The organism is Rhizobium sp. BK060, assembly GCF_014193145.1.
Lineage (GTDB): Bacteria > Pseudomonadota > Alphaproteobacteria > Rhizobiales > Rhizobiaceae > Rhizobium.
The window spans coordinates 325,547-337,711 of the sequence record NZ_JACHYW010000001.1; the positions used below are offsets into that span (position 1 = coordinate 325,547).

14 protein-coding genes are annotated in these 12,165 nt (G+C 60.3%); 4 read left to right on the top strand and 10 right to left on the bottom strand.

The features are described 5' to 3' along the window. Nucleotides 1-199: 199 nt before the first annotated feature. On the top strand, nucleotides 200-559 hold the full coding sequence (locus FHT71_RS01495; protein WP_132588043.1) for an SPW repeat protein: 360 nt from the start codon (nucleotides 200-202) through the stop codon (nucleotides 557-559). Nucleotides 560-721: 162 nt separating this feature from the next. Here FHT71_RS01495 and FHT71_RS01500 read toward each other — a convergent pair whose 3' ends face one another. Then, nucleotides 722-1,852 carry a calcium:proton antiporter gene (locus FHT71_RS01500; protein ID WP_132588042.1) on the bottom strand — a complete coding sequence of 377 codons (1,131 nt, stop codon included), beginning with the start codon at nucleotides 1,850-1,852 and terminating at the stop codon, nucleotides 722-724. Beyond that, a complete protein-coding gene (locus FHT71_RS01505) occupies nucleotides 1,818-1,988 on the bottom strand; it encodes a hypothetical protein (protein WP_165933027.1) in 171 nt (56 codons plus the stop codon). The genes FHT71_RS01500 and FHT71_RS01505 overlap by 35 nt, the downstream gene beginning before the upstream one ends. A 114-nt stretch (nucleotides 1,989-2,102) precedes the next feature. Between FHT71_RS01505 and FHT71_RS01510 the strand changes: the two genes are divergently transcribed. Further along, nucleotides 2,103-3,080, top strand: coding sequence for a substrate-binding domain-containing protein (locus tag FHT71_RS01510; protein ID WP_132588041.1), 978 nt, complete (start codon nucleotides 2,103-2,105; stop codon nucleotides 3,078-3,080). Between the two features lie 55 nt (nucleotides 3,081-3,135). On the opposite strand, the gene FHT71_RS01515 is transcribed toward FHT71_RS01510, so the two are convergent. From FHT71_RS01515 to FHT71_RS01535, 5 genes are read right to left on the bottom strand one after another with little or no spacing between them, the layout of a single operon-like run. After that, a complete protein-coding gene (locus FHT71_RS01515) occupies nucleotides 3,136-4,401 on the bottom strand; it encodes an ABC transporter substrate-binding protein (RefSeq protein ID WP_132588040.1) in 1,266 nt (421 codons plus the stop codon). Between the two features lie 25 nt (nucleotides 4,402-4,426). Next, entirely contained in the window at nucleotides 4,427-5,263 is an 837-nt protein-coding gene (locus FHT71_RS01520) for a carbohydrate ABC transporter permease (RefSeq protein ID WP_132588039.1), read from the bottom strand. Further along, the gene (locus FHT71_RS01525) at nucleotides 5,260-6,189 is read right to left on the bottom strand and encodes a sugar ABC transporter permease (RefSeq protein ID WP_132588038.1); all 930 of its coding nucleotides are present in this window, start codon (nucleotides 6,187-6,189) and stop codon (nucleotides 5,260-5,262) included. Before FHT71_RS01525 ends, FHT71_RS01520 begins: the two co-directional genes overlap by 4 nt. Then, nucleotides 6,182-7,351, bottom strand: a complete 1,170-nt coding sequence (locus tag FHT71_RS01530; RefSeq protein ID WP_132588037.1) for an ABC transporter ATP-binding protein — start codon at nucleotides 7,349-7,351, stop codon at nucleotides 6,182-6,184. Before FHT71_RS01530 ends, FHT71_RS01525 begins: the two co-directional genes overlap by 8 nt. Beyond that, entirely contained in the window at nucleotides 7,348-8,175 is an 828-nt protein-coding gene (locus FHT71_RS01535) for a metallophosphoesterase (protein WP_132588036.1), read from the bottom strand. The genes FHT71_RS01530 and FHT71_RS01535 overlap by 4 nt, the downstream gene beginning before the upstream one ends. A gap of 296 nt (nucleotides 8,176-8,471) precedes the next feature. Between FHT71_RS01535 and FHT71_RS01540 the strand changes: the two genes are divergently transcribed. Further along, nucleotides 8,472-8,918: an SRPBCC family protein gene (locus FHT71_RS01540; RefSeq protein WP_007801623.1), complete on the top strand. Its 447-nt coding sequence runs from the start codon at nucleotides 8,472-8,474 to the stop codon at nucleotides 8,916-8,918. A gap of 76 nt (nucleotides 8,919-8,994) precedes the next feature. Next, entirely contained in the window at nucleotides 8,995-10,053 is a 1,059-nt protein-coding gene (locus FHT71_RS01545) for an adenylate/guanylate cyclase domain-containing protein (RefSeq protein WP_132588035.1), read from the top strand. 12 nt (nucleotides 10,054-10,065) lie between these two features. Here FHT71_RS01545 and FHT71_RS01550 read toward each other — a convergent pair whose 3' ends face one another. The 3 genes from FHT71_RS01550 to FHT71_RS01560 all read right to left on the bottom strand — a co-directional run bounded on the left by FHT71_RS01550 (nucleotide 10,066) and on the right by FHT71_RS01560 (nucleotide 12,164). Further along, nucleotides 10,066-10,503, bottom strand: a complete 438-nt coding sequence (locus FHT71_RS01550; RefSeq protein WP_132588034.1) for a GFA family protein — start codon at nucleotides 10,501-10,503, stop codon at nucleotides 10,066-10,068. 127 nt (nucleotides 10,504-10,630) lie between these two features. Continuing rightward, on the bottom strand, nucleotides 10,631-11,209 hold the full coding sequence (locus FHT71_RS01555) for a sugar transferase (protein WP_132588033.1): 579 nt from the start codon (nucleotides 11,207-11,209) through the stop codon (nucleotides 10,631-10,633). Between the two features lie 43 nt (nucleotides 11,210-11,252). Then, entirely contained in the window at nucleotides 11,253-12,164 is a 912-nt protein-coding gene (locus tag FHT71_RS01560) for an NAD-dependent epimerase/dehydratase family protein (protein WP_132588032.1), read from the bottom strand. Nucleotide 12,165: the final 1 nt, after the last annotated feature.

Consider the following 12,165-nt stretch of genomic DNA (forward strand, 5'->3'; position numbering starts at 1 on the left):
TGATTTGGTGAAAAATTGCCACCAGTGCGGAATGGAGGTGCTGCCAACTTGATACAATACTTTGCGTGGCAGTGATTGCAGGCGCGGGGCCTTAAGTATTATTGGATCGCGTCTTGATTTAAGTCTTACAGCTCACCAATTCATATACTTAAGCGTGAAGTTCACGCGACGCCTAGTAGCTTCATGTTGGGAGGTCATCATGGCACTCACTCTGATGGAAGGAAGGAAAAGGCAGGATTGGGCTAACCTAGTTCTGGCGGTTTGCTTGTTCGTCTCGCCGTGGATCATGGGGTTCGCGGCTGAAGCAATGCCGAGCTGGAACGCCTGGATTGTTGCCGTTATGCTTGGTGCGCTGGCCACAGCAGCACTGTCGGTATTCTCCGAATGGGAGGAATGGGCAAATCTCGTGCTCGGCCTCTGGCTGATCGCGTCGCCCTGGCTGCTCGGTTTTGCGGCCACTGCTAGTGCGATGTGGACGGTTGTCGTACTCGGTGTGCTTGTTGCTGCCGTGTCGCTGTGGGCGGTCTGGGACGTTCATCATCCGCACGCCCATGCTTAGACCAGACGTAATCCGGTCGCCGCGGCGGTGGGTTTTTTGACCTGACCGTACTCACCGCCCAAATGATGGTTCAGCCTTGATGCGCGATCAGCATTGATCGCGAAGGTGCGGCAATGTCGATGTGCCGCGGGCCTCGCCAATTCGTGACCAGCGATCGGCTCCCTAAACTTCGAATATCAGCAGGAAATAAGCCACGAAGAGAACGAGGTGGACGGCGCCTTGCATCAGGTGCGTGCGACCGCTTGCAAAGGTAATGATGCTGAGAGCCAGTGTCAGAACGAGCATCACGGTGTCAGTGCGCTCCAGGCCGAGCACGACGGGATGCCCCGTGAGGTGGCTGATGACCAGCATCGCAGGTACTGTCAATCCGATCGTGGATAGAACCGATCCTAGGAAGATGTTGACTGACCGCTGCAGATGATTGGCGACCGAAGCCCGCACGGCGCTGATCGCCTCCGGTGTCGCGACGAGGACAGCCATGATGACGCCGCCGAGCGCCAACGGAGCATGAAGTGTCTCGATGAAGTAGTCGACTGGCGCTGCCAACTGCTCGACCAGGAAAACGACGAGAGCCATGTAGGCAACCAGCAGAATAACGGGAAGCCATAGAGGTTCTTCTGTGGTTCTGACGTGCCCTTGCGCCACCTCACTGGTGTCATCGATGAAGAATCCTCTGTGGCGACCAGTCTGCAAGGTCAGGAACACGCCGTAGAGCCCAACGGATATCAAGGCGAGAACCGTTTGCTGGACGGTGGAATAGGGCGGTCCGTTTGTCGGATGCGTAAAATTCGGCATGATCATGCTGAGGGTTGCCAGAGGCACGATGACGCCCAGATAGGCGTTGGCGCCCTGCAGATTGTGGTGCTGCTCATGCCGTCGCCAGCCACCGATCAGCAGGGACAGGCCGACCATGCCATTGAGGATGATCATCACGACGGCAAAAAGAGTGTCGCGCACCAGCGTTGGATTGTTCTCGCCATGTAGCATGACCGCCGTAATCGCCATCACCTCGATCGACGTGATTGCAAGCGTCAGAATAAGCGTCCCATAAGGTTCTCCCAGTCGCTCCGCGAGGCGATCGGCATGACGCACGACTGACAATACGGAACCAAGCACAACTGAAAAAAGCCAAGTGAAGATGACCGCCAGCCATAGGGGATTCGGAAGCAATCCAAAGATGACGTCGCTGAAAAGGAAGAACACAACGCTCGTCGCGATGCTGGCTGCAAGCAGCCATTCCCGGCGGGCGCGTTCCAACCTAGGGCGTTGCGACAAGGCCACGTCTGAGTTCATCCTCGAGCTCCTCACAGTCCCTTCGAAGAATACGCCACAAGCCGACCCATCCGTCCACTCCCATCGCGCAACCGAAGACCTCGTCGAGCACGCGGTCTTCGACTGCGTGCGTGCAAGCGTCCTTTACCGCGGTCATTGGCTGAATTTCTCTCGTTCGACTATGTGATCGTTTCGACCGACATAAAACCTTCATCGCAAAAGCCAAAATAGCCCGAGCATTGAGGCCGGCTTTGTGATGGGGAAAACGAGCATGACGACGTTGCAGCAAGTGGCGGCAAGAGCGGGTTGCTCGCTTGCGACGGCAAGCCGAGCCCTTGGCCTCAAGGGTTCCGTGAGCGACACGATGAGCCGGCGCGTTCGGCGTGCCGCGGCCGAGCTTGGCTATCGATCAACACCTGCCATTGGCAAGGGCGGCAGACGCCCTGTTATTGGGGTTCTCATCCCGAGCATCACCAACCCGGTCTTCTCTTCCTCCCTATCCGGTATCGAGGACAGGATGCTGGTGGCCGGTCACGGAGTGCTGATTGCACAATCACATTATGAACCGGCACGGGAGGCTGCTGCGATACAGGCATTGTTGAATGATCGACCCACCGGCCTGATCCTGACCTTATGTGATCCTTCGAACACCCAGAACTTGCCCTCGTCGATGCCGCCGACCGTGCTGCTTGGCAACCGTCCAACCGAGATATTTCCCGCAGCCGTCACCGTCGACAACTTCAGGGCGGGATACGAAGCAGCAAAAATGCTGACCGCACTCGGCCATAAAGCAATCCTGTTTGTTTCTGGGACCTTCTCCGCATCCGATCGCGCGCGCCTGCGCCATGAGGGTTACCAGCAGGCCATGCTGGAGGACGGTATCGAAGCGTTGGATCCGGTACAGATTCCCTTTGTTGGTGGTTACGACCAGCTTGATTTGAGCGGCGCGCTGACCCGGTTTTCGCCCACTGCGATCATTGCCTCCAACGATCTCCTGGCTTTTGCGGTCATCGGAGCTTTGCGCCGCGAGGGACTTTGCGTGCCGCGCGACATGTCGGTGGTTGGCTTCGACGGCATTGCCATCGGTCAGATGATGGATCCACCGCTGACGACGATGGAAATGCCAGACGCCAGCATGGGGAGAACTGCGGCATCGTTGCTCCTGGATATGGCCGAGAACGCTGCACCCGCGCGGCATTTTTATATCGCCTATTGCCTGCGGCGGGGTGGTACGGTTCGCGCGATCTGAAAGAAGCAAACCACCGCCTCCTTTGAAGCGGTGGCCATCTTCATCAGCTTGGCGATCAACTGCGTGGCAGCAGACGCTTTACTTCATCAGCAGCGTCGTCCAGCGCTTCGTGCGCGGTTGCGGACTGGTCGACGACACGCGAGGTGTTGTCGACGATCGTCTGCGTGACGCGAACGCCATTTGCACCCGGGAAGGCGTACCAAGGGATCATGCGCGGCATCTGCTTCAGGCCGGCCTGGAAGAGCGGGTTCTGCTTATAGAAGTCGCCGAGATATTGCGGAGACTTCGCGGCCAGCTCGTTGTTCGGCACGTAGCCGGTGCCGGGTACGACGACCGAGGCGCCATACGGCCCGGCGGCAAACTTGGCAAACTTCCAGGCTGCATCCTGTTTGGTGGCCTCACGCGTCAGGATGACAACCGCGTTGCCGCCGGTCGGCAGCTTACCGTTGACCGGATCGAGCAGCGGGATTTCGGCGGTGCGCAGGTCGAACTTGCCGCCGACATTCTTGATCGTGTTGCGCAGCGCGCCGGTTGTCTGGAAGGCAAAGCCGACCTTGCCGGCAACGAAAGCCTGTTCGCCAGCGGCCTTGGTGAAGACCGGCATGCCAGCTTCCTTGACCATGCGCTCGACGATGGTCATCGCCTTCTGGCCTTCCGGGCCGTTGAAGGCCACGCTGCTTTCGTCTTCGCTTAGCATCTTGCCGCCGGCACCGAACAGCAGCGCGGAGAACATCCAGTCGTCGCCCTGCCAGCGGAAGTCGATGGAATCGAAGCCGTTGCCCAGCGCCTTGATCTTGGCGCCGAGTTCGATGACTTCGTCCCAGGTCTTCGGCGGATTGTCGGGGTTGCCGCCGGCAGCCTTCACCAGGTCGGCATTGTAATACATGATCGGGTTCGACGTCGCGAAAGCGAGGCCGACTTGCTTGCCGTTCACCTGCGCGAGCTTCAGGATGTTATCCGAGAAGCCCTGTTCCGCCATGCTCTTGTCCTTGGCGATCAGCGGGCCCAGGTCGACCGGGAGGTCGCGCTCGTTGGCCATGCGCAGGCGGTTCAGACCGATGAAGGTCAGGTCCGGCATCTCGGCCGTGCCGGCCTGACGCATGATCGTCTGGATGCCTTCCTCGTAGGTCGCGGACGGGTTTGCGAACTGGATCTTGATGTCAGGATTTTCCTCCATGAACTTCTTCGAGATCGTGTCCATCACGTCCTTGAAGAAACCCGGCATGGGATAATGCACGGTCAATGTCGTCTCGGCACGGGCCGGAAGCGACACCGTCATGGCGACCGCCACGGCGGCTAGAATCTGTGTGAAATGCTTCATCGCATGGCTCCTGGTTTAAGACCGGTCAGCCCTTGAGACCGGTCATGGTGATGCCCTCGACGAAGCGTTTCTGTGCCAGCAGGAAGGCGGCGACGAGGGGGAAGGTGATGATGAGAGTGGCGGCCATCAGCGCACCGTAGTCGTCTCCGGCCTCCGCGGCGCGGAAGTAGAGAAGGCCGAGGGGTGGCGTCGCATAGGCCTGGTTCGAGATGACGATCAACGGCCAGTAGAGGTCGTTCCAATGCGCGACGACAGAGAAGATCGCGAAGGCAGTGATCGCCGGCCAGGCGTTCGGCACGACAACGCGCACGATGATGCCTGCCTCCGTCATGCCGTCGAGACGTGCTGCGTGGATCAGGTCGTCCGGCATGGAGCGGAAGAACTGCAGGAAGAGGAAAATGCCGAAGACCGAGATCGTGAAGGGCGCGACCAGCGCGAAGTAGCTGTTCAGGCCCGCGACCTTGTCGAAGGCGACATAGAGCGGCAGCGCGGTCGCGTGGATCGGGACCAGCAGGCCGAGCATGACGAGCATCATCATGGCACGGGCCGCCTGGAATTTGAGCTTCGCCATCGCATAGGCACAGGGGATTGCGATCGCCACCTGGATGACAAGGATCAGTACGCAGACCACGACGCCGTTGAAAAGCAGGTTGCCCATCGAGACGCGCAACAAGGCCTTGGTGAAGTTCTGGACGTAGAACCATTGCTGCGGGACGAGGGACAGCGATGATGTGAAGATGTCGCTCTGTGCCTTGCCGGCCGTCGAAATCATGAAGATGTACGGGGCGAGGAAAACGAGAGCGCCGAGGCTCAGGATAGACAAACGGATGATGCGAGCGACGGGGAAGGTGGTTGCGTTCATGAGTAGTGCACCTGTCGGTCCTGGATTCGGTATTGCAGGAACATCAGGACGACCAGAATGGCGAGGAAGACGACAGTCATGGCCGAGGCATAGCCGACCCGCAGATAGACGAAGCCTTCCTGGTAGATCGTGAAAAGGAGCACTTCAGAGGCTTTGTTCGGTCCGCCCTCGGTCAGCGTCTTGACCGTTTCGAAGACTTTCACGGAGTTGATGATGCTGATCGTCGTCACGAAGAGTGTCGTCGGTCCGAGCATTGGCCATGTGACGAGGCGGAAGCGATCCCACCCGGAACGGGCCCCGTCGACTTCGGCCGCAGCATAGAGTTCGCGGGGGATGGCGGTAAGGCCAGCCAGGAAGAGCACCAGGTTAAAGCCCACCGATTGCCAGATGCCGATGATCGACAGCCCGTAGAGCACGGTGCTCGAGGCGCCGAGCCAATTCGGCCCCGCAATGCCGATTTGCGATAGCATCGCGTTGATCGGCCCGATGGTCGGGTGAAAGAGGTATTGCCAGACGGTCGCCATGGCGACGAGGAGCGAGGCGACGGGCAGGAAATAGGCAGTCCTGAAGAAGGAGCGGCCGATACCCTCGGCCTCGATCAGCATGGCAAGGCCAAGCGCCATGAAGATCGAGATCGGTGTGACGATCGCCGTATAGACCGACGTGTTCCAGAGCGAGCGCTTGAACGTGCGATCGGTCAAGAGCTCGGCATAATTCTTAAAACCGACGAACTTGAAGCCGGCATAGCCGAGTTCGAAATCGGTGAAGCCAAGCCAGATCACTGCCGCAACCGGCAGGAGGATGAACAGGAAGACGAGCACGATGGCCGGCAGGCACAAGAGCCAAGCCGTCCTGGCTTCGTTACGCTCGGTGGTCCTGGACGGCGCACGTCCGATGACGCCTGAGGCGGCGGCAATGTCAGCCATGCGCAGCCTCCCGCGCAACGCTGGTCGTCAAAGGTGCAGCTTGCAGGCGCGCGCCATCGGCGCCGAACACAAGAACATGCTCGCCGGCAACGTGCAGGCGGACCGGCATGCCGGCGGCAAGACCGGCACCTTCGACGGGTGGGATCTTGGCGATCATGGTTTCGCCGATCGCCTCCAGACGGCTATAGATGATGATCTCGGAACCGAGGAATTCCACACGCTCGATCCTGGCCGGCAGGCCGCTTTCACCGCCGCGCGTGATGCCGACGAACTCCGGGCGTACGCCAAGCGTTACAGCCCTGCCAGCCGGAAGCGTCCGGTTGGAAAGCACACAGCGAACGTCACCGAGAACCACTGTCGAACCCGCCTCGATCTGCGAGGGAAGAAGATTGATCCGGGGCTGTCCGATAAACTTTGCGACCTCGATATGCTGCGGATCGTCATAGATGAGCTGGGGTGGCGACAGCTGGAGGAGCGCGCCACCGATCATCACGGCGACCCGATCCGCCATCGAAAGCGCCTCGGCCTGATCGTGGGTGACGTAAAGGGTCGGCACGCCAGCGCGCCGGTGCAGTTCGACGATCTCGCCACGGGCATGCACGCGCAGGTTCGCGTCAAGGTTCGAAAGCGGCTCGTCCATCAGGAAGATCGCCGGTTGGCGCACCATGGCACGACCAAGCGCGACGCGCTGGCGCTGGCCGCCGGACATCTGGCCTGGCTTGCGCTCGAGCACGTGCTCTATCTGCAGCGAAGCCGCCATGCTGCGCACGTCGCGCTTGATGTCGGCGATCGCCTTGCGCTGGCCGGGCATCAACGGCCCAATGAGAGGCAAGCGCCGAGCGCGCGTCAGCCTGCGCATGACGAGCGGCACGGCGATATTCTGCGCGGCCGTCAGATGCGGATAAAGCGCGTAGGATTGGAAGACCATCGCCATGTTGCGCTCGGCCGCCTTGAGGCGGGTGATATCCTGGTTTGCGACCACGATCTCGCCGCCATCGGCAGTCTCGAGGCCGGCCAGGATGCGCAGCAGCGTGCTCTTGCCGCAGCCGGACGGGCCGACAAGCGCGATGAACTCGCCCGGCTCCGCGTCCAGACTGACGCCCTTCAGGATCGGGTTTTCGCCAAAAGATTTATGAATGCCGCGAAGGGATAGGGCGCTCACTCAGCCGCCTCCTTCGTGACGGCCTTTGGATAGACCTCGTGCACCACTTCATCGAGCACGTGCGCGGTCATGCCCGGCACGGCGACGATCTCACTCATGACGTTGTCCCCAAGCGTATGGATGACAGCGCCAACGAGACGCTCGCCCGGCATCGCACGCTCCAGTTTGTCGATGACGAAGGCAGCCGACGGACCCCAGACAAGCGAGGTGCCTTCGAAGCGTCCCTGCCAGGCCCGGTGGAGGTGACCGCTGGCAAAGAGCGGCACGTCGTGGGCGGCGATGAGATCGTAGAGCCGTCGGCGCTGGCTCGGGCGGACGGACCAGTAGCCGGTGTCGCCTTCATGGGGTTCGTCAACGAAGAGCGGCTTATGGGCAAACAGCGCCAACCGGCGACCATTGCGCTTTTCGAAAGCGTTCTGCAGCCATTCGAACTGAGCTTCCTCTTCATCGTCCCCGTGGCCGAGAAGCAGCGAGTTGAGGCCGACGAGGCGCCAGTCATTCGTGTCCTCAATCCAGCGGTCGTCGCCGGCAAGTGCGCGCCAGCGCTGCAGGCGCTCGGCATTCACTGGCTGATCCGAGCCAGGCATGTGGCCGACATCATGATTGCCCGGCACGATAAGCATCGGGATCGACGTCTGACGCATCAGATCCATGCAGAAGGTGATGTCGCTTTCCTTGTCCGCGCCGTCGACCGTGAGATCGCCGGTATGGACGATGAGGTCAGCGCCGGTTGCCTCGATCCAATTTAGAAGCGGCGCCCAGTTGCCATTGAAATGCGGCTTCTCGGGGCTGAAATGGGTGTCGGTGATCTGGATGATTTTCACGGGGGGCCGCTCTCCGGTTCGGAAGCGTGCCGGATTGTTGGGCACGCTTGGTGCAGCCTCTTTAATGGTGGCCCGTGTCAGTGCGGTAACAGCGCTTTCCACTGCCGTTCCATTTTCGTCGCACAACTGTCATGCGAAACTGTGTTCGGTCCCGGGTTAACCTGACCGGAGCGTTCCCCGCTGGCCCGATGCACTTGCTGGCTGAGCCCCTGCGCCTATCTCCCTTCTGTGAGAGCTCGCGAAAGCTGCCGATTGGCCGCCAACGGACCAGGTCGCGGCAACCATTGGAGAAGTTGATGCCGGAGCCCCTTGTCGTCCACCGCGAGACCCACATTTCCGCACCGCCTTCCGCGGTCTTTGCCTTGCTCACCGATCCCGAAAAGATCCTGCGCTGGATGGGAACTGAGGCACAAGTCGAGCCGCAGCCAGGTGGTCTTTATCTCGTCAACGTTACCGGCGCTCGCTTCGCGCGCGGCTCCTTTCGGGAGGTCGTGCCTGTCCACCGGCTCGCCTACAGCTTTGGCTGGGACGGGAGCGAGATTGTACCGCCCGGGTCGAGCCTGGTGGAGATAGACCTGATCGAGAAACCGGACGGAACCCTGTTGCGGTTGACCCACACCGGACTGCCGAATGCCGAGCAGTGTGCCGGACATGCGGAAGGCTGGGAGCATTATATCGGCAGACTGGCGGAATGCGCGGCCGGGCGCGATCCGGGTCCGGATCGCTGGGCCGGTCGGACCTAGTGGCCATTCTCCGGCTCCGCGTTGACGCGATAGAAGCGCCGGTGACAGTTTTCAATCGGAATGGCATGATCCAGGCATGGATCTGCCCACCTCCCTAGCATGGCTGGTCGATGAAGCCGGCACGTCGCCTGATCCCGAGAGGTTTCTGGCCGAAATGGGACGCAGGCTGCTGGTGGATGGGTTGCCGCTGGCGGGCGGCGCCCTGACACTTGTGGCGCCGCACCCAATCATCGCCCGCCGTACATGGCTGTGGCGGGCCGAAACCGGTGCCGTCATTGAGGCGCTGAGCTTCGTCGATACCTTGCCCAACCAGGCAGGACATGAATGGCTGGCCGGGCTTGGAGCAGTTCATGAGAACATCGTAGGCCCGGCGCCGGATGGTCCGGTGCTCGGATGGGCGGGGACACGAGCGTTTACCCCGGACGAGATAGAGGAGTTGCACCTGGCGGCACGCTTTGCCGCTCCTTCCTTGGCGGCGCTCGCGGCAAGGGCAGGGTTGGCCGCGCTTCTCGAAGCCTATCTCGGCCGACGGAGCGCTTTGCGGGTGCAGGCCGGCGCTTTATCTCGCGGCTCGGGCGAAATGATAAGTGCCGCTCTGCTGTGTGCAGATTTGCGAGACTTTACGGCGCTCTCGGAAGCGACGGAACCGGCGGTGATGATCATGACGCTTGATGCCTGGTTTGATCGAATTGCAGGTGCAGTCCACGCCTTCGGCGGTGAGGTGCTGAAGTTCATGGGGGATGGAGTGCTGGCAATTTTCCCCGTTACGGGAACTGCCGGGAGCGCATGCGAGGCGGCATTGCGTGCGGTTGGTTCTGCTCGGGCGGGTATGACCCATCTCGAGACCATCCGCAGAGGCCAAGGATTGCCGTCACTGCCCTTTGGTGTAGCACTTCACTTCGGGGAGATTCTTTGGGGCAATATTGGCGCTGCAGACCGGCTGGACTTTACCGCGATCGGGCCGGCAGTCAATCTCGTCAGCCGGCTCGAGGGGTTGTGCAAGCCTCTCGGACATACCGTATTGCTGTCTGGCGCGCTCGCGGCGGAGGTCGATGCGACCTTGGTTCCTCTGGGGAAGCATGCCTTGAGGGGCATTGCGGAGCCCTGCGCGGTCTTTACCTTGCCTGGCGACTGACAGACCCCTGGCCTAGAACCAAACATCGGCCACCTTACGCGCGTCTGGCTGCAGATCCTCGAAACGATGAAGACCGTCAAAGCGTTGCAGGCGAATATCGGACACGTCTGCAGGTTCCGCGAGGCGCAGGTTGACTGCAACTCTTGTCTGACCGTTGCTGCTTGGCTTCAAGGCGCGCCAGCTAACGAGATTGCCGCAGCGACGACAGAAGTTGAAGGAAAGGGTCCGCGAACCACGAATATACGCCGTCAGTGCATTGGTCTTGTCTTCGACGTGAATTCCTTGGCCGTCATACTCATAGGCCCACAAAACGCCGTAACGCCGGCAAACAGTGCAGTTACAGATCGTGGCATCCGGGATGGCGCCTCGAAACTCCCAGTGTACTGCTCCGCAATGACAGGAGCCGCGGGTTATCTTGGGGATGGGTCGCTGCATTTTGCCCGTAGCCATGGCAATTCTCCCCTCCACTACTCCTTATTCTTCTACCGCAGATGGCTCAGGTTCGAAAGCTGCGATCATCGAAGTCCGGTGCGTGGACGTTTTTAGGTTGGCCGCCAAGCACGACTTTGGCTGGCAGCTATTTTGCGGCAGCGTCTCCTGTCCCCCGCCCGGCCAGAGTGTTGAGCACGAGTACGATGTCCTGCCAAAAGCCGGCCTTTTGAATATAGCGGGCATCAGCTTCGGCGAGCGCCTCAGGCGTCGACATGTCGATTCCCTGAAGCTGGGCCAGTCCCGTTATGCCGGGTCGCACGGAGAATACCTGGCGTTTGCGTCGCGCGGCGATGACGTCATGTTGCGATGGGAGACACGGGCGAGGACCCACGAAGCTCATGTCTCCGCGTAAGACGTTGATAAGTTGCGGTAATTCATCGAGCTTGTAGGCCCGCAGTTTCCGGCCAAGCGGCGTGATCCAGGAGGACGCAGCGTCATGAGAGCCGACGTTGGGGGAGCCCGCCGCCATCGTCCGGAATTTGATGCAGACAAATGGTACCTCGCTCCTGCCCACGCGCTCCTGAAGAAAAAGCGCGCCGCCAGGCGACGATTTGCGCACAAGGAGCACGAGGACAATGAAGGCCGGAGAAAGAACGATCAGTCCGAGGCCCGCGGCGCAGATATCAAATAGTCGCTTCATAGATCTGTTAAAGCCGTTGAGCATCGGGAGATTCAAGTTCCTATGTCAAAAATTAACGCCAAAGCTCTCAAAATGAGCGCTTCAAGGCGGTTCGCATATCAAGGGGCGGCGTCCAGTCCAATAGCGCGCGCGTATGCGATATGTCCACCTCCAACCAATCGGTAAGGCGACTTACGAGATCTCCTTTGCCGGTTGCCCGGCCGAGGAGATGCAGGATGGCCGGAGGAAGCGGAACCAGTCGTGCCGAACAATCCATCGCAGCCGCGAGCCGCCTCAACAACTCGGGGGTCGAGATTGCCTCGTCATCGCTTGCCAGCAATATTTCACCGGCTGCGGCCCGATGAAATGCTGCGGTTATGATGAGATCGGTGAGATTTTCCACGTGTACCATGGATCTTCGATTGTCGATCGACGCCACGGGCAATGGAATTCCGCTTCGAAGGAGCTTCGTGAGAGCTCGGAAGCTTCCGACTGCTCCTCGCCCATAGACCAGCGGCGGGCGAATGATGACGATCTCCATGCCAGACGTCTTGGAAAGTGCAATCAGCGCTTGCTCGGCTTCAAGCTTCGAGGCCGCGTATTCGGTCGTCGGATCCGGTGAATCGTGAGGCGTGAACGGACGCCCCTTGGTCGATCGTTCTCCGTTCACCTTGATGGTGCTGATAAAGACGAACCTTTTGACCCCCGATGCGGCCGCCTGCTGTGCAAGGTTGATGGTCCCATCGGTGTTCACCCTTCGGAAAACGTCAGTTCCTGAGCTTGATCCATCGATGACGTTCTGGTTTGTCGCCGCGAGATGGATGATGCCATCGACGCCGGGCAAGGCGGCCTTCCAATCCGTTGCGCCATCAATGTCCCCGACAGGGACACTTCCTGCCTGCGCAGAACGGCCAGCGGCCCTATAGGCGACATCGCGAGTGCGTAATGCCTGCTGGAGATTTTGACCGACAAAGCCGGTTGCGCCGGTAACCAGTAGCATT